Origin of the sequence: Flavobacterium gawalongense, from assembly GCF_007097265.1 — a bacterium.
Classification (GTDB): domain Bacteria; phylum Bacteroidota; class Bacteroidia; order Flavobacteriales; family Flavobacteriaceae; genus Flavobacterium; species Flavobacterium gawalongense.
On record NZ_VJZP01000010.1, the window covers coordinates 24,983 to 51,557 of the forward strand.

Genomic DNA, 26,575 nt, shown 5'->3' on the forward strand with positions numbered 1-26,575 from the left:
GCGCTTTTTATATTATTTTAAAATGTCTAATTATTAAGTTTTAGAATTTCAGCAGTATCTTTTCTAATTTCCTTTAATAAAGTTGGATTCGTATTCAAAGCCTGACCATACGACGGAATCATCATTTTTAATTTTTCCTGCCATTGTGGTGTTCCAATTTCTTCTTTGAAACATCTTCCTATTAAATCTATCATAATCGAAACTGCAGTCGAAGCGCCTGGAGAAGCTCCAAGTAAAACAGATAATGAACCGTCAGCAGTTGTGATTACTTCAGTACCAAATTCTAGTATTCCACCTTCTTTTTCATCTTTCTTTATAACTTGTACCCGTTGTCCTGCTCTTTCTAATTTCCAGTCTTTAGATCTTGCACCAGGAACATATTCTCTTAACGCGTTAATTCTATCTTTTGGTGATTGACGCACTTGCTCAATCAAATATTTTGTAAGTGGAATATTTTTAATCCCGGCAGCAATCATTGGAATGATATTATCGGTTTTTATAGATAATGGCAAATCCGAATACGATCCATTTTTTAAAAAGCGTGTTGAAAACCCTGCGAAAGGTCCAAAAAGCAATGCTTTTTCTCCATTTATCATTCGGGAATCAATATGTGGAACTGACATTGGTGGTGCGCCTACACTGGCTTTACCATATACTTTTGCCTGATGTTTTGCAATCACTTCAGGATTCGTACATTTTAACCATTGTCCGCTCACAGGGAAACCGCCATAACCTTTCCCTTCAGGAACGTTTGCTTTTTCTAATAATGGTAAGGAGCCACCTCCAGCACCAATAAAAACAAACTTGGTATATGCTTTTCTCTTTTGGCCCGAAGCCAAATCAGTAATTTTTATTCTCCAGGATTTATCCTCACGTTGTCTCATTTTTTTAACTTCGTGATGAAAATGAATCGTAACACCATCCAATTGAGTTAAATAATTGAACATGCTTCTGGTTAATTCTCCAAAATTCACATCCGTTCCAATTGCCATAGAAGTTGCCGCAACTTTTTCAGATTCATTTCTGCCTTCCATAACTAAAGGCATCCATTTCTTTAACTGAGAAAAATCGGTACTAAAAAGCATATCCTTAAAAAGTGGATTAGCATGTAATGCTTCAAATCTTTTTTTAAGGTATTCTACATTTTTATCACCCCAAACAAAACTCATGTGTGGAATACTTTTTATAAAATTTTCAGGGGATGAAACTTTTTGTTCTTGGACTAAATAAGCCCAAAACTGGCGAGAAACTTCGAAAGATTCTGCTATACTAATTGCTTTTTTGGGATCAATAGTACCATCAGCACTTTCTGGAGTATAATTAAGTTCGCAAAAAGCAGAATGTCCCGTTCCGGCATTATTCCATGCATCAGAACTTTCGGCAGCGGCAATATCTAATCTCTCGTAAATTTCAATTTTTATATCGGGTTGTAATTCTTTTAGGATTAAGCCAAGAGTGGCGCTCATTATTCCAGCTCCTATAAGAACTACTTCACTTTGTGAACGAATGGTTGTGTCAGGCATAACAAAATTTTAAAGTGCAAAGATACTTTATAAAATTGCAAAAAAAAGCATAAATTTTGGCTGAAAAGTTACATTTTACGAAAACGTTTAAGCCATTAGACTGCATTCTAAATAAGAATTTTAAAATATTTTTCGGGTCAAATAATCCTGAAGCATTATCGTTGCCGAAATCTCGTCTATAAGTGCTTTATTTTGACGTTGTTTCTTATTCAGCCCACTGTCAATCATGGTTTGGAAAGCCATTTTTGAAGTAAATCGTTCATCCACCCGAATGACTTTCATCTCCGGAAAATGATTCGTGAAATGCGTTACAAACCCTTTAATGATAGAAGCACTTTCTGAAGGCTCGCCATTCATTTGTTTAGGTTCACCTATAAGCACTGCTTCTACTTTTTCTTTGGCAAAATAAGCTGCTAAAAAAGCAATTGCAGTTGCGGATGGAATTGTTGTCAATCCCGAAGCTATGATTTGCATTTCATCAGTAACGGCGATTCCGGTTCGTTTTTGTCCGTAATCTATGGCGAGAATTCTTGGCATTTATAAAGAGTATTTGTGTTTAATAAAACCGAAGACAGAAACGGAGTTTTCCACCATATCAATATAATAAACAGCAGTATAACCTTTAAAAACATAATCTCTTATATTTTCGTCGTTATACTATCTAGATTTCTTAAAAAGAAAAGATTGTTTTTAAATCTTTCTTACGTTTTTTTATTAAATCTCTTTTGAATTTTCTTGCGGCTATTGGTTTGTCAGCCGCTATATAATCAACTTGATTATTCAATTTAAAGAGAAAACCTTCCGTAATATTAACTTTCATACTTAGAAATAGTTTCTTCAAGTATTAAATCTAACTCCTCAAAAGTATAAAATTTTGCTGTTCCATTTTTTATTTTAGTCAATTCAATGTCCAATTCCCTCTTATTTTCATCGAAATCAGAATCTTCCTGAACTATTTTCAGTTCATCTGATGAAAACGAACTCAATAACTCCAGAATTTTGGCTTTTATTTTTGGTTGAAATTCTAATCTAATTGTTTCCATCTTAATTGTATTGATAACACAAATATACAAAATTTCAGAGTTCAAAAAAACGGCTTTGCTTTTTTAATTTAGCATTTCACAATCCTTAAAATATAATTATTAGCAACATAACTATTTTAATTTTCCAATTCTTAGCAACAAAGGAAAAGTCACTTTCATATCATTTTTTTGCCAAGAAGCCTTCAATTCATCATAAATCAAGTCTAAAGGATTTTGATTATTTTTTGAAATATAATGTTGCGTGGCTGACCATGTTTCAAGATATCCTATGAGTTCTTCAAAAGTCCATGTAAAATGATTTTCGAAAGATTCTGTAACAATTTCATCAAATGGAAATGGAATCGTTTTATAATTTTCATCCAAATACTTTCGTTCAGCATCCCAATATGGGCCAATTATATTATGATAAAAATTTCGTACTATTTTATCCGAATCCGCATTGGTAGAAAACAGCCCATAACCCAGCACAGCAAAGATTCCTTCTGGTTTTAAAATTCTGTATACTTCCTTGTAAAACAAATCAAAATCAAACCAATGAACCGCTTGTGCCACTGTGATTAAATCAAATTCATGATTTTTAAAAAAGGTATTTTCAGCAGCTGCTACTTTATAAATTATGTTCTCCGTTGGAACAGCATTCTCGAGTTGGTTCTGGCTAATATCAATCCCATAAACTGTTTCAAAAAAGCGAGAAAGTTTATGCGCTACTTGTCCATTTCCAGTAGCTATATCGAGCGCAACGGATTTATTTTTGACAAATGAAACCAAATAATCAATCATTTTATTTGGATACTGTGGTCGGAATTTAGAATATTCCGAAGCTTGTTTGGAGAAATTATCTTTCATATTCCCATGATTTTCATTTATTCGCCAAATTTACAACATTTAAAAAACATTAAATATAAAGCAAGTTAAATCTGTAACATTTTCAAATCAATTTGCCTTTTTGCTTTTCGGTAAAAAACATATCTTTGTCAAAAATCTAATTAAAATGAATCCATTACAGACTATTATAGAACAAGCTTGGGAAAACCGTGCTTTGTTACAAGAAACGACAACTACTGATGCTATCAGAGCAGTTATTGAATTATTAGACACAGGAAAATTACGTGTTGCCGAGCCGGTTGATCCCGAAACTTCGGGAGGATGGCAAGTAAACGAATGGGTTAAGAAAGCAGTAGTGATGTACTTCCCTATTCAAAAAATGGAAACATTAGAATCCGGCATTTTCGAATATCACGATAAAATGTTATTGAAAAGAGGCTATGCAGAAAAAGGAATTCGTGTAGTTCCTAATGCAGTAGCGCGTTACGGTGCTTATATTTCTAGCGGTGTTATATTGATGCCAAGTTATGTAAACATTGGTGCTTATGTAGACGAAGGAACTATGGTAGACACTTGGGCAACCGTAGGAAGTTGTGCTCAAATTGGTAAAAACGTACATTTAAGTGGTGGTGTAGGAATTGGTGGGGTTCTTGAACCTTTACAAGCAGCTCCGGTAATTATTGAAGACGGTGCTTTTGTTGGTTCTCGTTGTATTGTTGTTGAAGGTGTTCATGTTGGGAAAGAAGCAGTTCTTGGTGCCAATGTTTGTTTGACTGCCTCTACAAAAATTATTGATGTTACAGGAGAAACTCCAGTTGAAATGAAAGGTTTTGTTCCTGCTCGTTCGGTAGTAATTCCGGGAAGTTATACTAAAAAATTTCCAGCAGGAGATTTTCAAGTTCCTTGTGCTTTAATCATTGGAACCCGTAAACCTTCAACTGATTTAAAAACGTCATTAAATAATGCGTTACGCGAATATGACGTAGCGGTTTAATGCTTTTTTTAAATAAAAAATTATTGTATATTCCTCCCTCAAAAGGGAGGTTTTTTATATTATGAAGATACTAGTAATACAACAAAAAATGATTGGTGATGTTTTGGCAAGCAGCATTATATGCAATAATCTGAAAATCATATATCCCGAATCACAAGTGGATTATCTGATTTATCCATTTACCAGTCCTGTTGTTGAAAATAATCTTAATATCGATAATCTGATTCTTTTTAAAGACGACTATAGAAAAAGTAAATTTGCTTTTTTTAAATTTTTACTCAAAATAAAAAAAGAACGTTACGATCTTGTTATTGATGCCTACGGAAAAACAGAAAGCAACCTAATCACACTGTTTTCAGGTTCAAAAAAGAAAATAGGTATCTATAAAAAATATAGTCATTTTATCTATACCGATACCATAAAAGAATTATCGCAACCTTCAACTAATGCAGGTTTAGCTCTTGAAAATAGACTTTTATTATTATCTGATTTTAATGATAACAAGAAACAACTGGATATCAAACCAAAAATTTTTCTTACTTCTGATGAAATTGAAAATGGAAAACAGATTTTAGAAAAGAATAACATTGATTTTTCGAATAAAATATACATGATTGGTGTGCTGGGTAGCGGCAAAAACAAAACATATCCATTTCCGTATATGGCTAAAGTGTTGGATGCTATAGTTGCAGAAACAAATGCTACTTTACTTTTTAATTATATGCCTTCGCAAAAAGAAGAAGCACAAACTATCTATAACTTGTGTCTTCCTGAGACTCAACTAAAAATTAAAATTGATTTAATGCTGAGAAATATTCGTGAATTTTTATCCGTGACGTATCATTGCAATGCTTTAATTGGAAATGAAGGAGGTGCAGTAAATATGGCAAAAGCATTGGACAAACCTACTTTTACTATTTTTTCAACTTGGATAATTAAGGAAGCATGGAATTCGTTTGAAAACGAAACTACAACTGTTTCTGTACATTTAAAGGACTATAAACCTGAATTATACGGTAAAAAAACAGCGAAAGAAATGAAAAATGAAGCTTTAAATTTATACGAAAAATTCACTCCAGATTTAATTTTACCTATTTTAAAGAAATATATAAAATCTAATTAGGACGTATTCCTGAGCTCGTTTTTATTATTTTATTCGCTTTTGTGTAGGCTCGAATTGCATTGTTTTTTTTCCAAATTTCTTCGGAAACATACCCTCTTTCATGATCTAAATGCAGACAAAAGGCACTATATCTTATCTGTTTAGATGAAAGTCCCATATTGACCAATCTTTCCCCCAATTCCCTGTCCTCTCCACCATATTGCATTTCTTCATTAAAACCATTAACAGCTAATAAGTCTGTTTTCCAGCCAGAAGCATTGTGTCCGTTCCAAGTTGGTTTGGTTGGCGTAAGCTTATTTAATAGGTTTGATAAAAAAGGAGAAGTCGTAAATTTTATATTCTTTAGATTTGACTTAAGACCATTATTTTTAAGCCATTTCAAATCGAAACAATTTTGATTTAGAATATCCTCTTTTGTGATACGCTTGGAAATTGACATTGGAAGTTTAAAATAGCCTCCCGAAAGGAAAAAACCTTTTTCTCTATATTTTAGATGAGTTACAACAAAATCATTTCTAGGAATACAGTCGCCATCGGTAAAAATTAGATAGTCGGTTTTGGAAGCTAAAATGGCTTTATTCAGAATTTTAGTTTTTTGAAATCCGTGATCTTCATGCCAAACATGAATAATAGGAATAGCTATTAATTTTCGGAGTTCATCAATTTTTTCCTTGGTCTTTGAGTTAGAACCATCATCAGCAATAATAATCTCAAAATCAGCCGTTGTTTGCACACTAAAACCCCATAAAACTTTCTCAAGCCATTGGACTGCATTATAGGTACTCATAATAACTGATGCTTTCATATATTTTTTTGAAATTATAGTTGACAAAAGTAATTAATAAATTATATATTGTGACATAATAAAATCAATTAATGGATTCAAAATCGACTCCTAATTTATCTGTTTTAATTATTACATTAAACGAAGAAAATCAAATGAAAGCGCTTTTAGCTAATCTGGATTTTTCTGACGAAATTATTGTTGTAGATTCATTCAGTTCAGATAATACGGAAGCTATTTGCAAATCATTCGAAAAAGTAAAATTCATTCAAAATAAGTTTGAAAATTATTCTTCTCAAAGAAATTTTGCTATTGAACAGGCAAAGAATGACTGGATTTTATTTCTTGATGCTGACGAAAGACTTACCCCTGAATTGAAGAATGAAATATTAAACACGATAAGATTTAACAAGACTTATGCTGCTTTCTTCTTTTATAGAACCTTCATGTTCAAGAATAGAGTATTACACTTTAGCGGATTGCAAACCGATAAAATATTCCGACTTTTTGATAAAAACTTCGCAAAATACACTACTGATCGATTGGTTCATGAAAAATTAACAGTGACTGGAAAAACAGATGTTTTTAAAAATAAGCTTATTCATTATTCCTATTCAGATTACAAATGTTATAAATCAAAAACTACCCGTTACGGGAAGTTGAAAGCTCAAGAGAAGTTCATTAAAAACCAAAAACCATCTATTTTACTTCAAATTCTTCATCCTTCCTATAATTTTTTATACAATTATTTTGTCCGTTTGGGTTTTCTTGACGGAAAAAAGGGACTGATTATTTGTTATCTAAACGCTTATGGTGTTCATATCAGGCACCAAGAACTAAAGAAGCTTTGGAATAAAGGACAACAGCTATCTCCAAAATAGGAGTTTTTTTTTCTGTTCTATTTTTCTATGAAATTTGAACTGAAAATCGTTTGTATAGAAACAAATTTTACTAAAAACTTCCTCATATTCCTTGTTATAAAGTTTAGCATATTCGTCACTCATTACTGCCAACATTTCTATCTTTGGCGTAAGCCTGTTAAAATTTTTCATACGGGAATCAAAATCCATATCGTCATGAAAATTCATTCGGTTTAAATCCACCAAGTAGAAATTATATTTTCCTTCGGCTATTTTTTTTATCAATGTATTTCCTGGCGAATGATCCAGAAACTCAATTCCTTTTTCATGTAAATCAAAAGTAAACTTGGTAAACTGACGTAAGATATTCTCATGATCTGGATAATCCGGGTTTTGTACTAATTCTCTAAAAGTCAATTCCGCTTGGAGATGTTCACTGATATAAAAACTCTTTTCTAATCCTGATAATTTGAAGTTTTCAGCATAAGCAATGGGTTGCGGAGTACCAATTCCGTTTTCAAGCAATTTGTTTGCATATTCGTAAGAGCGTCTGGCTTTAGATTTTCTGAAATATTTATAAGCAACTTGATTCACTATGTTTGGGATTTTGAACGATTTGATATTAATCGTTTTGTCTTCTAAATCAAAGAGCTTTATTTTATTTCGTTTTCCATCGCCAAAAAGAACTCCGCTTGTATCGAAGTTTTCAATCATTGTCAACAAACTCGACTTATTTTTAAGAAAATTGGGGTGAATATTTATTTGCATGAATACAATATATGTGTAAACAAAAGTAGCTATTGCTTTTTATTTATCCAATTTATGGTTTACATTTACTTTATTTCTATACTTTTTATGTCAAAAACTGTCTTTCTAGAAACACATAACCTTAAGAATAAGGCAACTGGATTAGGAACTTTTAATTATGAGTTAATTAAAGGGCTATACCAATTAGATTTTAATGATTTGAAATTAACATTAAATGCTAAAAACCCAGAAATTCTTGAAGCCGAATTTGGTAACAAATTCAGCTATAACAAGTACAACAGTTTATCGCGTCATAGTATTTTCAGAACTCGGAAAAAACATGATCTATGGCATTCCGTAAATCAGAATACAAAAGTAGAACCATTCCGCGTCAATAAGTATTTACTCACAATCCATGATGTGAATTTTGTAGAGGAAATTTCATCTGACATGAATCACAAGGCAAATAAACTCTTTGTTTCTAAATTAGAAAAATCTACTGCGATTACTTACATCTCAGAATTTGCCAAAAAACAAACCCATCAGTATTTTAAGGTTCCAAATGTTCCTGAATATGTAATTCATAATGGAAATCCTATTACGACCATTTTAGATACTTCTAATTTTGTCTCAAACATTCCTTTAGACAAACCTTTTTTATACTCAATAGGTGACTTTCTGGAACGAAAAAATTTTCTTTCGATTGCAAAAATGATGATGCATATTACTGATTTCAATTTAATTATATCCGGAAATAACAATAAACCCTATGGAATTGAAATAGCAACATTCATTACTGAAAATAATTTGCAAAATCGCGTTTTTCTAACCGGGAAAGTGGATGATATCGCTAAACAATTTTATTTATCAAAATGTTATGCTTTTCTTTTTCCTTCTATTCGTGAAGGTTTTGGATTACCACCCATAGAAGCCATGCATTTTGGAAAACCCGTATTCTTATCCAATAAAACTTCTTTACCGGAAATAGGAGGAGAAAATGCATATTATTGGGATAATTTTGATCCTGAATACATGAAAACCACTCTAACAGATGGCTTAAATCATTTCTATAACAATCAAAACGAAATGGAATTGCTTATGAAAGAAAGAGCCGCAAGTTTCAATTGGAAAGTTGCGGCGGCTGAATATTTAAAAGTATACCACGAAATTTTAAGATAGACTTATTTGAATAAGTGTTTGAACCATTGCCCGAAGTTTTTCTTAAAAATATAGAATGAAGATGGGAGTAATTTTTTTGCATCAAAATTTTTAGTGATTTCTTCAATCGTGTTTCCCATGACATAATCCAGTTCATTCCATTTTTTTGGCTGAATATAGAAAAACCCGCGCATGGATTTAAAATTATTTTTATTTACTGATCTCCATTTTTTTATAAAAGAATCTACATCAACTTCATCATTATGCCCCCAGTTTTTTAACTTAAATTCTATTTCTTCTTCGGTTCTTGCTAAGGTTTCATGCCATAAGACATTAGAGGTATAGATGATTCTTTGTCTTGTGTTTCTTGCTACCTTATAATCTGGATAATTTGTGGCCATCAACCCTCTAGTTACTTTATCAACATAGAGCAAGCCATTGTCCGTATATTTATACATATTAATTAGAAAAGCACCAATCTGAATTTGATTCTTTTCTGGGTTATTTAAAAAACTATCGTATTTTCTCAAATCCGTAACAAACTTTTTAAAATCAATAAAATACTCATCACTATCAATTTGAATAAGCCAGTTTCCTATTCCCATTTTTAGAGACAACATGTGACGCTCACGATTGTCATTCTCTATTGCCGAAAGATTGGAAATATAAAAATCGTCGCTGTAAATGGTAATTTTATTTTTTGTATCATAGAGTTTCAGCCATTCAAAAAAACTGTCATCTATCTTGTAAGTCTGTCCTGACCAAGTACGAAAATCTTTGTCAACGGCAATAAAAATAGCATCCGCTTCTTCGTATACTGGCGGAATGGAATTTTTTAGTTTTTTATAATCATAGGACATTAAAAAGCCAACTTGAATTTTTTTCATTATTTTATTCTTTTTTTATCTTAAATAGAACATTTTCTACTCCAATTTTTGTTAATTCCTAAATTATATCAATTATTTACTGTTTGTTTTCTCACCAAGCTGTTACTCTTGAAATGTGAAGTATTTTCATAATTATTATTTGTTTCTTTGCAAATATAAACTTGTATCTTGCATTTTAAATTTAAAATATGGAAAATATATCAGAAGAAGTCCACAAAGCCTACGAAGTCATAAAAGAAGGCGGAATCATCCTCTATCCTACTGATACCGTTTGGGGAATTGGCTGCGATGCCACAAATTCTGAAGCTGTTGCCAAAATCTACAAACTCAAACAAAGGGCAGAAACCCAAAGCATGATTGTTTTGATGAATGGCGAAAAAATGATGTACAATGTCTTCAAGGATATTCCTGAAGTGGCTTGGCAAATCATGGACTTATCTGAAAAACCAACTACTGTAATTCTTGACAAACCCAGAAACGTCGCTTCAAGTTTAGTTTCATCAGACAACTCATTGGGAATTCGTATCGTAAAAGAACCTTTTTGTTTTAAGTTAATGGAAAAGATGAAAAAACCATTAGTTTCAACATCAGCAAATATTTCTGGACAACCTACTCCAAAAAGTTTCAAAGAAATTAGTCCTGAAATTATAAAAGGCGTGGACTATGTTGTAAATTTGCATCGCGAAAAAATTGCCTGTAACCCTTCAACAATTATAAAATTGACGAATGATTCACAGGTAAAAGTGATTCGGAAATAAATTACGTTATTGTTTGTCATTTCAACGAAGGAGAAATCACATTATTTTAATCATTTGATGAGATTTCTCCTTCGTCAAAATGACAAAACACAGAAAATGAATGAATTATACAAAAGCATTAAACAATAAAATTTTCGAAGTCATTTCCCAAGCTTCTCAAGAACTTAACATTGAAAGTTATGTAATTGGTGGTTTCGTGAGAGATTTGATTTTGAACAGAGACTTCAAAAAAGACATTGATATCGTTGCCGTTGGCAGCGGAATTGAATTAGCTTTGAAAGTTTCCCAATTACTTCCAAAAAAACCAAAAGTTCAGGTTTTCAAAACGTATGGAACAGCGATGTTGCGTTTTGAAGATACCGAAATTGAATTTGTAGGCGCTAGAAAAGAATCGTATCATTTTGAAAGTCGCAATCCGGTTGTAGAAAATGGAACATTGGAAGACGACCAAAACCGACGTGATTTCACCATTAATGCATTGGCTTTATCATTAAATACAAAAAACTTTGGAGAATTATCAGATCCTTTTAATGGTCTGGAAGATTTAAAAAATAAAAGAATCAAAACACCTTTGGATCCGGATATTACTTTTTCTGATGATCCTTTACGAATGTTGAGAGGTATTCGTTTTGCTAATCAATTGGGTTTTGAAATTGAAGAAAATTCACTGAAATCAATTGAGAAAAATGCGGACCGAATTAAAATTATTTCCGGAGAACGTATTGTAGATGAATTGAATAAAATACTTTCGACGGACAAACCTTCTGTTGGATTTTTGTTACTGTTCAAAACTGGGCTTTTGGATATCATTCTTCCGGAATTAACTGCTTTGAATCAGGTTGAAGAAATAGAAGGTCATACCCACAAAAATAATTTTTACCACACCTTAGAGGTAGTTGATAATATTTGTCCACATACGGACGATGTTTGGTTACGATGGTCGGCTTTATTGCACGACATTGGAAAAGCACCAACGAAACGCTTTAATAAAAAACAAGGTTGGACATTTCATGGACACGAATTTCTTGGCGGAAAAATGGCAAAGAAAATCTTCGAACGTTTACACATGCCTTTGAATCACAAAATGAAATTTGTACAAAAAATGGTCATGATGAGTTCACGTCCCATTGTTTTATCACAAGACACTGTTACCGATTCAGCCGTACGCCGCTTGGTTTTTGATGCGGGTGAAGATGTCGAAAATTTAATGACTTTGTGTGAAGCCGATATCACCACCAAGAACCCGAATAAATTCAAAAAATACCACAATAATTTTGAAATTGTTCGCAAGAAAATTGTGGAAGTCGAAGAGCGCGACCATGTTAGAAATTTTCAACCTCCAATATCGGGAGAAGAGATTATGGAAATCTTCAATTTAAAGCCATCAAAAGAAATTGGAATACTCAAAGAGGCCATCAAAGAAGCCATATTAGAAGGAGAAATTCCAAACGAATACCAGGCTGCTTACGGGTTTATGTTAAAAAGAGCAAAAAAAATAGGATTGAAGGAAGTTACAAAGTAGCAGAATTACAAAGTAAAAAATGAAAACATTTAGAGATTTACTAATTTGGCAAAAAGCAATGACTTTAGTGACTAATTGCTACTCTATTTCATCAAACTTTCCAAGAGAAGAGCTGTTTGGTTTGGCTTCACAAATTAGAAGATGTTCTATCTCAATACCAAGTAACATTTCTGAAGGTTATGGAAGAGGTACAAATAAAGATTATCACCGTTTTTTAAGATTTTCTTGAATCTTTATTTGAATTTCAAACACAAATAAAAATTGCTTACAATTTAATATATATCTGAAATTGATTTTAATAAACCACATAAAAATAGTAGAGAACTCGAACAAATGTTAAGTTCATTTATAAGCAAAGTGAAAGAAACTTTGTAACTCTAAAGCTATGCTACTTTGAAACTCAAGATAAAAAAAAATGAAAAAAGAGAATAAATCAGTTATTATTTGGTTGTTATCCGGATGTGTATTAATTTTTATAATGGTTGTCGTAGGCGGAATTACCCGATTGACTAATTCAGGACTTTCTATGACCGACTGGCATTTGGTAACAGATACATTTCCGCCACTTTCAAAAGCAAAATGGCAAGAAGCTTTTGAGCGATACAAGCAATTTCCCGAATATCAAAAAATTAATATTCATAACGATTTTGCCCTTTCTGATTATAAATTCATCTACTTCTGGGAGTGGTTTCACCGCTTTATAGGACGCGCCATCGGAATGGTTTTTATTATTCCGTTTGTGTACTTTCTAATCAGAAAAAAATTAGACAAAAGCACCATTAAAAAATGCGTAATTCTTTTATTCTTAGGTGGATTACAAGGTTTTTTTGGCTGGTTTATGGTAAAAAGCGGATTGATTGATAATCCTGATGTAAGTCATTTTAGACTGGCACTTCACTTGACTACAGCTTTTATCACCTTTGCATACACGTTTTGGGTAGCTTTGGATCTACTATATCCTAAAAAGGCAACCATTGAAAAATCATTACGAACCATTGCCCGTGTAGCTCTTGCTATTCTATTGTTACAAATTATATACGGTGGCTTCGTTGCGGGCTTAAATGCTGGTTTAATTCACAATCACTGGCCTTTAATGAGTGATGGACAATTTATCCATGATAGTGTTTTTCAAGAACAAAAAAATCTGTTTTTGAGTTTTACCGAAGGTAAAAGCGGGGTTCAATTTATACATAGAACTCTGGCTTATTTTGTAGTTGGATTAATAGTTTTATTGTACTTCAAAAGCATAAATTTTTCTTTAGACAAAGCACAAACCAAAGGAATTAATTTACTTTTGTTATTAGTTTTTATTCAGTTTGGACTAGGGGTTTTAACATTAATATATGGTGTACCTTTATGGCTGGGACTCATACATCAAGTCAGTGCATTTTTCTTATTGACCGCAATGACTTTCACGTTACATCGATTATCAAAATAAATTTTATCATTTATACCTGACTATATTGTCGCATTTCTTTGTTTATAAACTTAAATGTCTAAACTTGCTGCTCAAGATAAATTTTTAGATTTATCCGATTACGGAAGACCATTCGGGAAATTCTTAGCTAATCAATTAAAAAATACCCGATTCACTCCCATTCATGTTACACTGCTTTTTGGGGTTTCAGGTCTTATTGCAATTTACTGTATTTTACAAAATCATTACTTTTTAGCCGGTTTTTTTATCATTCTAAAATCGATTATCGATGCAGCAGATGGTGAACTGGCAAGGATAAAAAACACCCCTTCTTACACTGGAAGATACTTGGATAGCGTCTTTGATATTGTCTTGAATTTTTTGCTTTTCATGGCAATTTATTATGTTTCAAAAACAACAATTTGGCTTACCATTTTGGCATTTATTGGCATTCAACTACAAGGAACTTTATACAATTATTACTATGTGATTTTGAGAAATAAATCAGTCGGAGGAGATTCAACCAGTAAAGTTTTCGAATGCAAATCGCCAAAAGCTTTACCTGGAGAAAGCCAAAAATCAGTTGATATTTTGTTCAGAATTTACACCATTGTCTACGGCACTTTTGATAAAATAATTCACACTCTTGACAAAGAGGCCTACAAAATAAAAACGTTTCCAAACTGGTTTATGACATTAGTTTCCATTTACGGATTGGGTTTTCAATTACTGATTATTGCCGTTATGTTACCAATGGGATTAATCGAATATATCGCTCCGTTTTTTATCATTTACACTTTGTTTATTTTCGTATTAATTGGAATCAGAAAAGCAGTTTTTAAGGTATAAAATCTCCATAGAGATAATCTATACTCGTAATTTAAAATACTGAAAACGAATTTTTTGCATCAAATTACATAATGCATTAATTCAATAAATAAATTACCCAATCCAATTCTTAAAATCGGACACTTTTTCTCTGCTTACAATCACCTCATCATCTTTATAAGAAGGTAAAATCACCTTCAAACGAGAGTTACTGTACAACACAATTTCTTTAATTGCTTTAAGCGGAATAATAAATTTACGGCTTATTCGAAAGAAATCTACAGGGTCCAATTCCTGTTCCAAAACTTCCAAAGTACATTCGATTAAATAATTTCTATTGTCAAAAGTATGAATATAGATTCCTTTATTTTCGCTAAAAAAACATTCAATTTCATCAATTGAAATGACTTTCAAATGTTGCCCTATTTTTACCGTAAAGCGTTTTTTATAGTTTTTCTCAAATGGGTTGGTCAGCATTTTTTTAATTTGCTCAAAATCCAATTGTAGCGTTTCCTGTTTTGGCAATCGAGCTTTAAATTTTAAAACAGCCACTTCTAAATCGTCCTCATCAATGGGTTTCAAAAGATAATCAATACTGTTTAATTTGAAGGCACGTAACGCATATTCATCATACGCAGTCGTGAAAATTATAGCACTCTTGATGACTACTTTTTCAAAAATCTCAAACGACAATCCATCCGATAATTGAATGTCTAAAAAAATCAAATCGGGATGTTCGTTTTTAGAAAACCAAGCAATCGATTCTTCCACCGAATGCAGCATCACTCCTACTTGGATATTTAGCTTTTCGAGTTTTCTTTGCAGTAATCTGGCAGCAGGTTTTTCGTCTTCGATTATTATTGTGGTCATTTAATGTTGAATCGTTTATTTGGTTATTTGGTTAACTGAAAACTGTGACTGAATACTCATTTTCACTCCCATTTGCTATTTTGGTCTTTTTTCATCAACTCCTGAATTCTTCTTTCTTCCCATTTTTTTCCAAAAAATATATCTCTACCAAAAACAGATAATCCGTGAGAGTATAAATAATCTTCATAATATTTGATTTTTGATGAAACAAATATATTTCGGGAATTAAAATCATAAAATAATAATTAACTGAACTGTTGAAATTATAGGATGAGTTGTAATCATCCGCAATTTCTTTTATATTTACCCTAAACTAGAATCCATTTTATGAAAACAGAAAAAGAAAAAATGATTGCCGGAGAATATTATTTGGCAGGCGATCCTGTTTTAGTAAAAGACAGACGAAAATCTAAAAATCTTCTCCATCGATTAAATGTTACAGAGTACCGAGTAACAAAAAAAGCGCGAGAAATACTAAAGGAATTAATCCCTAATGCAGGAGCAAATCTTTATATTGAACCTCCATTTTTTTGCGACTACGGATACAATATTAGTTGTGGAGAAAATGTTTATTTCAATGTAAACTGTGTTGTTTTGGACTGTGCCAAAGTAACTATTGGTTCCAATGTCTTTTTTGCACCAGGAGTTCAGCTTTACACCGCCACACATCCGCTGGATGCTGAACTGAGAAAAACGCTAGAAAATGCATTACCCATAACTATTGGAGATGATTGCTGGGTTGGAGGAAATACAGTTATTTGTCCAGGAATTACCATCGGAAACGGTTGTGTTATTGGTGCAGGTTCAGTAGTTACAAAAGACATTCCCGACAATTCATTGGCCGTAGGAAATCCTGCAAAAGTAATTCGAAAACTGAACGAATAAATTATTTTGGAAACACTCAAAATATCTCTTCAAAAATCATAAAAAACACTTAGAAAAAACAAAACCTTTCTCGCTTTCTGAGGAATACATCAGTGTGAAATTAATTTATAATATTTTGAAAATGAATTACTTATAATAATTTAAATGATTAATTTTGTTATTTACTTCTAGGTGAAAAATTCAAAAAAATAATATTGTTTTTTTGCATAAGTGAATAATGGAAAGTTTACCAAAAAAATATTACACCATTAGTTTGCTCTTTTTATCTGTAATATCATTTGCCCAAAGAATTGACAACACAGCATCTTTTAGAGAAATAAAAAGCAAACACTATTTCCGTTATCATTATGATAACGACTATTTTACTGCAACCGATCATTTCTACACCCAAGGCGATAATTTTGAATTGGTAAGTCCAAAACTGATTCAGAATCCAATAAATAAGTTGTTTAAAAAATTAAAAAACGGTGAACAACAATATGGATTGGCGTTAGAACAAATGGGCTTTACGCCAATAAGCCTCAAATCTGATAAAATTCTTTATAATGACAGGCCTTTTGCTGCAGCCGTAATGATAAAATCATTCTTAGTTTCGACTGATACAACTCATAAAACCAAACTTTCTTCTATTCTAAGTATTGGAATCATTGGTCCTTATGCTTTTGGTAAGGAAATGCAAACTAAAATTCATGAATGGATCGGTGATGAAGTTCCCCATGGTTGGCAACACCAAATCAAGAATGATATCATACTAAATTATGAAATTGCACACGAGAAACAATTGTATCGACTCGATAATTTATTTGCTTTAAATTCTAATGCAAAACTTCGATTGGGAACGATGAACACAAATATATCTGGAGGCTTAACAACTACTTTTGGAAAAATCAATTCCCCTTTTACCTCCCTGAAAAACAAAAATGGCTTTCAAATTTATGCTTATTTACAAGGTTTTGTGACTATCATTGGATATGATGCCAGTTTACAAGGCGGACTTATTAATCAAAAAAGCCCTTATGTTATTACTAATCAAAATATTGACAGATTCACTTTTCAAGACAATTTTGGGATAGTCATGCAATACAAAGCAGTTTATCTCGAATATACCCGTTCTGAGCTTTCGAAGGAATTCGAAACGGGAAAAGCTCATAAATGGGGCGGATTTAGAATTGGGTTCAAGTTATAATTTTTTCAAAACCCAAAATCTAAATAAAAATTTTACCTTTGTTTTTTCAATATAACTTCAGGTTGATTCTTTTAAAAAAAAGTCCCTAAGTTATTTACTCCCGATAACTTATTTTAAATAATTATGCTCTCTATAAACAAAGTACACCATATCGCTATCATTTGCTCCGATTATCAAAAATCTAAAACTTTCTATACCGATGTTTTGGGACTAACAATTATTCGGGAAATTTACCGCGAGGAAAGACAATCCTACAAACTGGATTTAGCCTTAAATGGTGTTTACATCATTGAACTTTTTTCGTTTATAAATCCACCGCAGCGTACTTCAGGACCAGAAGCTACCGGATTACGACATTTAGCATTTGAAGTAAATGACATGGACCAAACAATTCATTATTTATCTTCAAAAAACATTACATCCGAAGCAATCCGAATAGACCCGACAACAAATAAACGTTTTACTTTTATTGCTGATCCAGATAATCTTCCGATTGAATTTTATGAAAAATAAGCCTATTTTAAGCTACTGAAAAAGTATAATTCACAAAGAAATCATAAAAAATAATGGTTATATGGATTTTTTAAAGTCAAGTCTGATATTCTTTCTTTAGATTTGTAATACTCTCAAAAACTTTATTTTTTCAAATAAATCATTTTTATTTTATTTAAAAAACAAGGTTTATAAAACATTTTTTAGATAAATAATACCGCTCGAATTAAAAAAATTATCAATTAATCAAATTTCAAAAATTAGTTATTGTTTCTGTTTTAATTGGTTTTCTTTCTGCATTTTTAGGAATTTCATTAAAAAAAATAACCGAATATTACGAGGAAATTTTTTTTCATCAAGCTACTTTAAACCTCATATTCATTGTCGTTTTTCCGGTTTTTGGTCTATCCATCATTTATTTCCTCAGAGAATATCTTTTTAGAAAAAAAGAAAACAAAGGGATTAAAGAAATTTTTGAAAGCACAAATTCCAAATCCAAAAACTTACCCAATTATAAAATTCCATCTCATTTCATCAACGGATTATTGACCGTTATTTTTGGAGGATCCACAGGAATTGAAGTTTCGACCGTTGTTGCTTCGGCTACGATTGGTTCTGTGGCCCAAAGAAAACAAAACGTATTCAGACAATATAAAACTGAATTGATATGTGCAGGGGTTGCGGCAGGAGTTACCGCTTTGTTCAGCAGTCCTATTGCCGGAATTCTTTTTGCGATTGAAGTTATTTCCAGAAAAGTAACTCAAGCATTTTTAATCAGTAATTTGATTGCGGTTGCTATAGCTTTTGGACTTGTTTTTTTATTGGATGAAAAACCTTTGTTTGCCGTAAATATTACAACTTGGCATTTAAGAGCGATTCCGTATTTTATTCTTTTGGGGATTTTAGCCGGTATCAATTCAGTTTATCTCACCCGTTGTGTTTTATTCTTTAAATCTCAATTTTCAAAAATAAAAATTCATTATTATAAGATTCTAATAGGCTCACTAATCCTGAGTACTTCCTTATTCTTTTTTCCACAACTTTATAGAGAAGGATATCATGCTATTAAAACAATTTTTGTTCATTCGAATGAGGTGACACTATCATTTTCATTGGTACTGACATTTATTGGAATCATCCTTTTAAAACCAATAGTAACTTCGGCAACGCTTACTTCGGGAGGTGATGGAGGAGTTTTTGCGCCAAGCCTTTTCATTGGTGCCTTTTAGGATTACTTGTTGCTTTGCTTTTAAACACCTATTTGAATGCTAATGTAATTCCTGTAAACTTTATGGTTATTGGAATGGCCGCAGTTTTAAGTGCCCGTATTCACGCACCTTTTACCGCGATTTTCTTAGTTTGTGGATTAACGAATGATTATACTTTATTTCTTCCCATTTTGGTTGTTTGTCTAATTTCAAAATACACAGCGAAAATGATTTATCCGTTTACAGTATATTCCTACTCTACAAGTTTATCAAAATAATAGTTTATGCCTTTTGAAAAAATAAAAAGGAATTATCGCAAAACAAAGTACATTCTATACAAAGAAACTTTAGTTGATTTTAAAGAACATTTCTGGGCTTTTTTAGGTTCATTTATTGGCATTGGATTAATAGCTTACATGCAATCTAAATCATTACTTCATTCTGATGTGGTCTATTTGATTGGTTCTTTTGGCGCTTCAAGCGTTTTAGTGTATGGCATAATTCAAAGTCCGATGGCGCAACCCAGAAATCTGGTTGGTGGACATCTGGTTTCTGCAATTGTGGGAGTTACGGTCGCTAAATTTGTGCCTGAAATTTTATGGCTGACAGCGCCCCTTGCAGTATCGCTTTCAATTGTTTTGATGCAAATAACCAAAACACTGCATCCTCCCGGCGGAGCAACTGCTTTAATTGCTGTAATAGGTTCGCCAAAAATTAAAACTCTTGGTTATTGGTATGTACTTTACCCTGTTCTAAGTGGAGTCCTTATCCTACTGATTATAGCTTTAATTTTCAATAACATGACCCCGAACAGATGCTATCCAAATCATAAAAAGTATCACATCATTAGAAAAAGGCTGACCAGTAAAATTAAAAAAAGCATCTCCTAAATTATAGTTACGACAAACCCGAATCGAAACAGATTTTTGAAACAAACATCAATATTTTATAATTTACATATTGTTTCTGTTTTATAATAAATGGCAATCATTTATTCAATTTACAAATTCATACGTAAAAATATTATCAACAAATCTGAAATCTGAAATTAAAATCTAAAATTATATTTTACCTTTGAGCTTTCAATAAAAACAAAGATTATGGTTTATAAATTTAGAGTAATTCTAGACGCGGAAGAAGATGTTTTTAGAGACATTGCAATACTTGAAGACGATACTTTAGAAGACTTACACAATGCTATCTTTAATTCCTTTGGTTTTGACGGGATGGAAGTGGCTTCATTCTATACTTGCGATGAAACTTGGAATCAAGAAGATGAAATTTCGCTTTTTGATAGCGGAGACATTCCAGGTGAGCAAAAAATAATGAGTGATTATCTGTTATCGGATATTTTAGACAAGCAAAATACCAAAATTATCTATGTTTATGATTTCATCAATATGTGGACTTTCCTTGTAGAATTAGCTGCAGTAGAAGAGCAAGTTGTTGGAAATTTATATCCTGAAACCATTTTTTCTCACGGTGAAATGCCAGATGAAGCAATGGAAAAAAGCTTTGAAGCCGATATGCATGATGATATCTATGGTGAATTTGAAGATGATATTGACGAAGAAGATCTAGACATGTTTGAGGGAGATGATAGTTTTGAAGACTTTGGATTTGAAGAGAATTGGAATTAATCCTCTCCTCAACCCTCTCCAAAGGAGAGGGAGACAAACCACATAAAAATAAAATGAATGTCCGTATTGATACTCAAAGGATATTTTTTTTACACAGATTTCTTTGTTAGGTATGATTCCAGACAATTATAAAAAGATTTAACAAATACAAAATCACGTCTCGTCTCCCCCTCCTTCGGAGGGGGCTGGGGGGAGGAAACCTTTTAAACATTTCTAATGATCAACTTATATAACACCCACATCGAAACCTTATCAATTCACAGAGTTGGTAATAAAAGTAGGAATGAAGCAATATTCTTATCGGAGCAACTCTTTAATTTGAATGACGAAATCGTTCCGTTGATGAAGGAGTTTTTCTTTAAACCTTTTAGAGAAAAAGAAGAAAATTATTTTCAATTTGCTCATGAAATTGATTTGGATTACAACGACATGTTCAAATTTGCAACGGAAGTTTTTGAGAATCCAAGTAACATTCACGAAATTTCTAAAAAGATAACAAAGCATTTATTTGAGCAATCAAATCATCCGCACATCAAGAATGGCGAGGTATATGTTACTTATTTGACTAACGTAAGCATTGATAACAATGTCGTGGATGCCATAGGAATTTTCAAAAGCGAGATACAAGCTGACTTTTTACAATTTGAGGAAAAAGAAACGCACTTGGAAATGATTTTACAACAAGGAGTCAGTTTAAATAAATTAGATAAAGGTTGTTTAATCTTTAATTACAAAAAAGAAGAAGGATACAAAATCCTAACTGTTGACAGCAACCGTTACGATGCAAGATATTGGCTGGAACATTTCCTTTCTGTTGATGCTTTTGAGGATGAAAATTTCATTACCAAAAAGTATTTAAAATTCTGTCAGAACTTCGCCAAAGACGTTGTTTTCCCTGCAGAAGACAAAAAAGAAGAAGTGATGTTCATGAACCGTTCTGTAAATTATTTTGCAAAAAATGATCAGTTCGAAGAAACCAATTTCTTAAATGAAGTTTTAGACAATCCTGATTTGATTCCAGAATTCAAGAATTACAAAATAGACAAAGGGGAAAAATACAGCATTGAAGATGTAACCTCATTTCCTATTGCGAATGCAGCGGTTTCTGACGCTAGAAAGTCTATTAAAAACGTAATCAATTTAGATACGCATATCCAAATAAAAATGGATTTCATCAATCCTGAAAGTGCAGAGAAATTTGTAGAAAAAGGTTGGGATGAAGAAAAACAAATGTATTATTACTTAGTTTATTTTAATAAAGAAGAGAAGAGTTAGTTTACAGCGTTCAGTCTCAGTTTACATTTCTCATACTTATATTCAATCCCCAATGGCGAAAGTGATAGGGGATTTTTTTTGACTTTATAATAGCTCTAAATTAAACACAGCAAACAATAGTATTAATATTATTATAAGTATTTTCTTGTTTTTATTGTCGTAAAATACATTTAGTCGGTTTTATTTGATATTTAAGCGATTATTAGTTACGTTTAAGTCCCCAAATCTAAATAACCTAATATGAACCCAATCGAAATCAAAGAAAAATTTCTGAGTAAAAAAATCTTCTGTTCACTATTTGGACATAGAATTATCACAACTAGGAATGTAACAAATCATTTCAAGGAATATAAATGCACGGTTTGCAATCTGGAATTAACTAACGATGAAAATGGTCAAAAAACATTTCTCACACCAGAACTAAAAGAAATAAACGAAACATTGATTGGGTTTTATAAAAAAAGGGTTCATACTGTTTAAAACCCCTTTCCGTTTAACACAGTTATTTTTTATTTCAAAGCTGTAAATTATTAGCTTTTTATTGAAGTCAATTTCATTAAATAAAAGTTTTCAAGAATTAAATTACAACATATTACCAACTTACTAAAAACCTTGAAAAGATGCTAATCCTTCTATTAATCCAATCTATAATCGTGTTGAGACAAAAAAATAAATTAAAAAAAAGTCTCTTGAATCCAAACATTTCCTTAATTAACAAATCATAATTGATTTAAAATAAAATCAGTTACTTAAAGTCCTAATTAGAAATATTTGTGCTTTTTTGTAAAAATAAATTACTTGGTAGAAAAGGTTCATTAACCATTCAAATCATTATGTAGAACATAAAAATTCAAACTAATTTATAGGTTCCTGTGTCATTTTATTAAAGTATAAATTTTCAAAATCGAATTAAAAACTACTTCTGAAGTATTAATTTCGATTTATTCGTAAATTTGTTTCTTAGTAAAGCAAAAAAAATGAATCATAATTTTTTTAAAGACAGCCCATTCAAAACTTTAATTTCGTTTCATAAACTCATTGAAACCTTGGAGGAAATCGCAGCAACCAATGTGGATTATCGCTCGAATTATGCCAAAGCATTATTGAAAGAAATAGAACCTTTCCCAGAATTCAGAACTGGAATTGAGGATTTGAATTTAATTCATGATAACGAAACACTGATACAATATTTATTAGCCGATCTATTCCCTACTGCCCTGACGCATAACGAAATTAAAGCGGTTACCATTCCCTTTCAAAACTTTACGTTTAATTATACAGAAAGATTCAAAAAAATACTTCATAATGCTGGAACAACATTTGACATGGCAATCAGGGATTTTGATGACCATCAATTCTATATCATGAATTGCATTTTGATATTGAACACATTCTATAATCAGCATTTTGATTTCAACAAGCCTCTATTTTACGATATTCCAGATGCAAATGGCATTATGAAGCATTATAGAATTCTATATAATGCCGATTTTATGGAAATTATCCCTACCGATAAAGCTATAACATTAACTCCTGAAGACATCGATTTATTGATGGATAATTATGATACTATCGATTTGTGGAAAGAAAAGTTTCCATCCGAAAGTTGGATTTTAAAAGGCTTTGGTTTGGTATCTCTATTTGATGCTTCTATTGAAAGTGCAGTTTCAAACTTGAAAAGCAATCTTTTGAAATCAGAAACAGAACAAGCAGCTAATACCCCAAATTTTGAAACCATTTTCCGTTCTATTTTCAAAATATCCGATTTGAAAGTTGGTTTCATCATTTATAATGAAGAAGATGAAAAGTTTATAATGCCGCCTTATGATGATAAAAAAATAGGAAGTTTTATTCTTCACGACATAGAAGAAGCCGATTGTAAAGACACTCTTTTTGGTTGCTCTTTGGCAACTATTTTAGAGCATAATAAACCTTTTATAGTTTCAAACGTTGAAAAATTAGCTCTAACATCAGGAAATGAAAAACTGGGAGAGCACTTGTTGAAACAAAATATCCAAAGCTGTATTCTTGCTCCTGTAATAAAAAATGATAAACTTTTGGGCATTATAGAATTAGTTTCTGCAAAACCAAGAGAGCTAAACAGTATCAATGCAAACAATCTGGACTTGATTTTGCCTTATTTGGTAGATACATTGGAACGTTACAACAATGATATGCAGCACCAAATAGAAGCCATTATTCAAAGAGAATACACCACGATTCATCCGAGCGTGTACTGGAAATTCAGAAAAGAAGCCCAAAAATATTTTCAAACCAGTAATCAAAGTAAAGACTATATTTTTAAAGAAATTGTTTTCACAGAAGTATATCCTTTATATGGACAAATTGATATTAAAGGTTCTTCTGAACATAGAAACGAGACCGTAAAGGAAGATTTAAAAAATCAACTAAAAACACTCTTGCAAATTTTCGAAAATCTAAAATCCAATACCAATCTTGTATTGTTGGAACAACGAAAATTTGAATTACAGTCGTTTTTCAATGAATTGGGTTCTCCTCTGAAAGCAGATACTGAACAGCAAATGCAACGTTACATTGAAACTGAAATTCATCCCATTTTAAAAAATTCCAGAATGGATAATGAATGCCACGTTTTGGTCGAAGACTATTTTGAAAAACTAGATGAAAAAACAGGACTGTTTTACCAATCCAGAAAAAAATTCGATAATGCAATGTCTATTGTCAATAAAAAACTGGCTGGAATTCTTGATAAAAAACAAACTGAAGCACAAAATATTTTTCCGCATTATTACGAACGATTTAAAACTGACGGGGTAGAACATAACTTGTATATTGGCGCTTCAATTGCTCCAAATCAAACATTTGACATGATGTATCTTAATAACTTGAGATTGTGGCAGTTGCAAACCTTGTGTGAAATGGAGTTAGAACATCATCAATTGAAGTCTTCTTTGCCTTATAAATTAGATGTTACTTCTTTGATTTTGGTATTCAGTTCGCCAATTTCCATCCGATTTAGAATGGATGAAAAGCGTTTTGATGTTGATGGAACGTACAATGCAAGATATGAAGTGGTGAAAAAACGAATCGACAAAGCCAACATCAAAGGAACTAAAGACCGTATTACCGAAAAAGAAAAAATCACCATCGTATATTCTCATAACCAGGAGGAAACCGAATATTTGAAATATGTCAAATTCCTGCAATTCAAGAATATTCTCGAACCAACTATAGAACAATTCGAGGTGGAAGAATTACAAGGTGTTTCCGGGCTAAGAGCCATAAGGGTAAAAGTGGTCAATACCGGGAATGGAGCAATGACTAAAAAGTATTCTTATCAGGATTTATTGGACGAATTAAACTAAACGCCAACCGCTTTGAAAGCAATTACAAAAGCAATAACCGAAAGAACTATTCCTATCATAAAAAGATTATAGGCAATTCGCAATAATCTATATTTTTTCTCCAAAACCAATCCCAGAAAATATAAATCTTTAATCAACGAATTATACAGATATTCTCTGTCTTTCATCATCTCATTCATAGCCCATTCATAATCCTGCAGAGGCATTTTATAAAAGTTTCCAAAGAAAAGCAGGTTCACTTTTTTATCTTCAATGTCTTGCTTTGTAAAAACACCCTTAGTCACTTTGGGACGTGTAGAAAGTATGGCAAAAATGATGGTAATTACACTGGATATCAACATAAAGAAAACAGGAATAACCAAATGAGCATTTTTTGGACTGTCTAATTTTGGAATAATCGTAGAAAGTGCAATCGAGATAATAATCGCATTTACTGAAAGCAAAATATTGGCTTTGCTGTCGGCAATGCCACTCAAACGAGTGTGATTACTCAATGTGATTCGGAACAAAGTATCAATCCCCCGGTCGGGTTTTTCTTCTTTCTCTCTCTTTTTGATTTCTTTTTCTAGCTTTTCTTTCGCTTCTTCTTCAACTTTTTTGATTTTTTTCTGTACTTTTTTAATATTTTTTTCCTTTAAAGGCTGCCAATTTTTTAAAGCATAATCAGTATAAAAATGATGCTTATTCACCAAAAAATCCCTGTTTTCTATTGCCCAATCTTTATCCGTAAATAATTTCCGTTCTGTGTTTTCCCATTCAGTTCTCAAAAATTCACAAGCCAAAGCATAATCTTCACTAAAAAGATGGTAATAATCCGCGTCTTTTATTATTTTTTCAAAAAGGGTTTGAGGTACACTATCCTTTCTAGTTGCTTTGATTAAGCTAGAAACTTTCTTTATATAATCATCAGATTTTCCTTTTTCTTTTAAAAAATCGGCAGCAATAGCACTACTTAAATCTTCGTGGTTTGCACAACCATTTATATATCCGGTATCGTGAAACCAAGCTGCGATTAGTAGCATTTCTTTGTCAGAAGGATTTAAATTTTCACTGTCGGACAATGTATTAACTGCATCAACTACGCCAAGTGTATGATTAAAATTATGATAGGTATATAAAACAGAAAGTTTATCTTTGAGTAAATTACTAACAAAATCTTGGGCTTGATCGATAAGAGTCATAAATAAATTTTTATACTACTAA

Annotated in this window: 26 protein-coding genes and 1 pseudogene; 17 read left to right on the forward strand and 10 right to left on the reverse strand. The window is 31.9% G+C overall.

The genetic code is table 11. The features are described from left to right. Window positions 1–26: 26 nt before the first annotated feature. From FNW38_RS07455 to FNW38_RS07475, 4 genes are all read right to left on the reverse strand, one after another. Window positions 27–1,523, reverse strand: coding sequence for a malate:quinone oxidoreductase (locus tag FNW38_RS07455; RefSeq protein WP_143386708.1), 1,497 nt, complete (start codon window positions 1,521–1,523; stop codon window positions 27–29). Between the two features lie 120 nt (window positions 1,524–1,643). Further along, window positions 1,644–2,060 (reverse strand): Holliday junction resolvase RuvX, encoded by a 417-nt coding sequence (ruvX, locus tag FNW38_RS07460; protein ID WP_143386709.1) that lies wholly within the window; start codon window positions 2,058–2,060, stop codon window positions 1,644–1,646. Between the two features lie 272 nt (window positions 2,061–2,332). Further along, the gene (locus FNW38_RS07470; protein ID WP_143386710.1) at window positions 2,333–2,566 is read right to left on the reverse strand and encodes a hypothetical protein; all 234 of its coding nucleotides are present in this window, start codon (window positions 2,564–2,566) and stop codon (window positions 2,333–2,335) included. 111 nt (window positions 2,567–2,677) lie between these two features. Beyond that, window positions 2,678–3,412 (reverse strand): class I SAM-dependent methyltransferase, encoded by a 735-nt coding sequence (locus FNW38_RS07475; RefSeq protein WP_143386711.1) that lies wholly within the window; start codon window positions 3,410–3,412, stop codon window positions 2,678–2,680. A 145-nt stretch (window positions 3,413–3,557) separates the two neighbouring features. Between FNW38_RS07475 and FNW38_RS07480 the strand changes: the two genes are divergently transcribed. Together FNW38_RS07480 and FNW38_RS07485 are read left to right on the forward strand one after the other, a co-directional pair. Next, window positions 3,558–4,385 carry a 2,3,4,5-tetrahydropyridine-2,6-dicarboxylate N-succinyltransferase gene (locus FNW38_RS07480; RefSeq protein ID WP_143386712.1) on the forward strand — a complete coding sequence of 276 codons (828 nt, stop codon included), beginning with the start codon at window positions 3,558–3,560 and terminating at the stop codon, window positions 4,383–4,385. Window positions 4,386–4,446: 61 nt separating this feature from the next. After that, window positions 4,447–5,508 (forward strand): glycosyltransferase family 9 protein, encoded by a 1,062-nt coding sequence (locus FNW38_RS07485; protein ID WP_143386713.1) that lies wholly within the window; start codon window positions 4,447–4,449, stop codon window positions 5,506–5,508. Here FNW38_RS07485 and FNW38_RS07490 read toward each other — a convergent pair. Then, window positions 5,501–6,313 carry a glycosyltransferase family 2 protein gene (locus FNW38_RS07490; protein ID WP_143386714.1) on the reverse strand — a complete coding sequence of 271 codons (813 nt, stop codon included), beginning with the start codon at window positions 6,311–6,313 and terminating at the stop codon, window positions 5,501–5,503. The two genes, FNW38_RS07485 and FNW38_RS07490, sit on opposite strands and share 8 nt — an antisense overlap. 71 nt (window positions 6,314–6,384) lie before the next feature. Here FNW38_RS07490 and FNW38_RS07495 point away from each other — a divergent pair, with 71 nt between their 5' ends. Further along, complete coding sequence (locus FNW38_RS07495; RefSeq protein WP_143386715.1) at window positions 6,385–7,173, forward strand: glycosyltransferase family 2 protein; 789 nt, start codon at window positions 6,385–6,387, stop codon at window positions 7,171–7,173. Here FNW38_RS07495 and FNW38_RS07500 read toward each other — a convergent pair. Next, window positions 7,159–7,920, reverse strand: coding sequence for a lipopolysaccharide kinase InaA family protein (locus FNW38_RS07500; RefSeq protein WP_143386716.1), 762 nt, complete (start codon window positions 7,918–7,920; stop codon window positions 7,159–7,161). The two genes, FNW38_RS07495 and FNW38_RS07500, sit on opposite strands and share 15 nt — an antisense overlap. 87 nt (window positions 7,921–8,007) lie before the next feature. Between FNW38_RS07500 and FNW38_RS07505 the strand changes: the two genes are divergently transcribed. After that, window positions 8,008–9,078: a glycosyltransferase family 4 protein gene (locus FNW38_RS07505; protein ID WP_143386717.1), complete on the forward strand. Its 1,071-nt coding sequence runs from the start codon at window positions 8,008–8,010 to the stop codon at window positions 9,076–9,078. Between the two features lie 2 nt (window positions 9,079–9,080). Here FNW38_RS07505 and FNW38_RS07510 read toward each other — a convergent pair whose 3' ends face one another. Beyond that, window positions 9,081–9,944 (reverse strand): hypothetical protein, encoded by an 864-nt coding sequence (locus FNW38_RS07510; protein ID WP_143386718.1) that lies wholly within the window; start codon window positions 9,942–9,944, stop codon window positions 9,081–9,083. A 188-nt stretch (window positions 9,945–10,132) separates the two neighbouring features. On the opposite strand from FNW38_RS07510, the gene FNW38_RS07515 reads away from it, so the two are divergent. The 5 genes from FNW38_RS07515 (at window position 10,133) to FNW38_RS07535 (ending at window position 14,490) form a co-directional block, all read left to right on the forward strand. Continuing rightward, window positions 10,133–10,702 (forward strand): L-threonylcarbamoyladenylate synthase, encoded by a 570-nt coding sequence (locus tag FNW38_RS07515; RefSeq protein ID WP_143386719.1) that lies wholly within the window; start codon window positions 10,133–10,135, stop codon window positions 10,700–10,702. A 100-nt stretch (window positions 10,703–10,802) separates the two neighbouring features. Further along, a complete protein-coding gene (locus FNW38_RS07520; RefSeq protein ID WP_143386720.1) occupies window positions 10,803–12,224 on the forward strand; it encodes a CCA tRNA nucleotidyltransferase in 1,422 nt (473 codons plus the stop codon). 19 nt (window positions 12,225–12,243) lie between these two features. After that, the gene (locus FNW38_RS17930; protein ID WP_317129722.1) at window positions 12,244–12,453 is read left to right on the forward strand and encodes a four helix bundle protein; all 210 of its coding nucleotides are present in this window, start codon (window positions 12,244–12,246) and stop codon (window positions 12,451–12,453) included. Window positions 12,454–12,639: 186 nt separating this feature from the next. Next, window positions 12,640–13,662 carry a COX15/CtaA family protein gene (locus FNW38_RS07530; RefSeq protein ID WP_143386721.1) on the forward strand — a complete coding sequence of 341 codons (1,023 nt, stop codon included), beginning with the start codon at window positions 12,640–12,642 and terminating at the stop codon, window positions 13,660–13,662. A 54-nt stretch (window positions 13,663–13,716) separates the two neighbouring features. Further along, window positions 13,717–14,490 carry a CDP-alcohol phosphatidyltransferase family protein gene (locus FNW38_RS07535; protein WP_143386722.1) on the forward strand — a complete coding sequence of 258 codons (774 nt, stop codon included), beginning with the start codon at window positions 13,717–13,719 and terminating at the stop codon, window positions 14,488–14,490. Between the two features lie 93 nt (window positions 14,491–14,583). Here the strand turns inward: FNW38_RS07535 and FNW38_RS07540 are convergent, their stop codons facing one another. After that, window positions 14,584–15,339, reverse strand: a complete 756-nt coding sequence (locus FNW38_RS07540; RefSeq protein WP_143386723.1) for a LytR/AlgR family response regulator transcription factor — start codon at window positions 15,337–15,339, stop codon at window positions 14,584–14,586. A gap of 62 nt (window positions 15,340–15,401) precedes the next feature. Further along, window positions 15,402–15,554, reverse strand: coding sequence for a 2TM domain-containing protein (locus tag FNW38_RS17900; RefSeq protein WP_143386781.1), 153 nt, complete (start codon window positions 15,552–15,554; stop codon window positions 15,402–15,404). A 112-nt stretch (window positions 15,555–15,666) separates the two neighbouring features. Here FNW38_RS17900 and FNW38_RS07550 point away from each other — a divergent pair, with 112 nt between their 5' ends. From FNW38_RS07550 to FNW38_RS07590, 8 genes and pseudogenes are all read left to right on the forward strand, one after another. Further along, the gene (locus tag FNW38_RS07550; protein ID WP_143386724.1) at window positions 15,667–16,224 is read left to right on the forward strand and encodes a sugar O-acetyltransferase; all 558 of its coding nucleotides are present in this window, start codon (window positions 15,667–15,669) and stop codon (window positions 16,222–16,224) included. A gap of 217 nt (window positions 16,225–16,441) precedes the next feature. Continuing rightward, window positions 16,442–17,410 (forward strand): lipid A deacylase LpxR family protein, encoded by a 969-nt coding sequence (locus tag FNW38_RS07555; protein ID WP_143386725.1) that lies wholly within the window; start codon window positions 16,442–16,444, stop codon window positions 17,408–17,410. A gap of 123 nt (window positions 17,411–17,533) precedes the next feature. Next, window positions 17,534–17,923 (forward strand): SMU1112c/YaeR family gloxylase I-like metalloprotein, encoded by a 390-nt coding sequence (gene gloA2 / locus FNW38_RS07560; protein WP_143386726.1) that lies wholly within the window; start codon window positions 17,534–17,536, stop codon window positions 17,921–17,923. Window positions 17,924–18,372: 449 nt separating this feature from the next. Then, window positions 18,373–19,388: pseudogene (locus FNW38_RS07565) on the forward strand (chloride channel protein). A gap of 6 nt (window positions 19,389–19,394) precedes the next feature. Beyond that, a complete protein-coding gene (locus FNW38_RS07570; protein ID WP_143386727.1) occupies window positions 19,395–20,000 on the forward strand; it encodes an HPP family protein in 606 nt (201 codons plus the stop codon). 210 nt (window positions 20,001–20,210) lie between these two features. Beyond that, the gene (locus FNW38_RS07575; protein WP_143386728.1) at window positions 20,211–20,750 is read left to right on the forward strand and encodes an IS1096 element passenger TnpR family protein; all 540 of its coding nucleotides are present in this window, start codon (window positions 20,211–20,213) and stop codon (window positions 20,748–20,750) included. A 216-nt stretch (window positions 20,751–20,966) separates the two neighbouring features. Next, entirely contained in the window at window positions 20,967–22,025 is a 1,059-nt protein-coding gene (locus tag FNW38_RS07580; RefSeq protein WP_143386729.1) for a nucleoid-associated protein, read from the forward strand. Between the two features lie 977 nt (window positions 22,026–23,002). Beyond that, the gene (locus FNW38_RS07590) at window positions 23,003–25,372 is read left to right on the forward strand and encodes a GAF domain-containing protein (protein WP_143386731.1); all 2,370 of its coding nucleotides are present in this window, start codon (window positions 23,003–23,005) and stop codon (window positions 25,370–25,372) included. Here the strand turns inward: FNW38_RS07590 and FNW38_RS07595 are convergent. Beyond that, a complete protein-coding gene (locus FNW38_RS07595) occupies window positions 25,369–26,553 on the reverse strand; it encodes a Pycsar system effector family protein (RefSeq protein ID WP_143386732.1) in 1,185 nt (394 codons plus the stop codon). The genes FNW38_RS07590 and FNW38_RS07595 overlap by 4 nt on opposite strands. Between the last annotated feature and the right edge of the window lie 22 nt (window positions 26,554–26,575).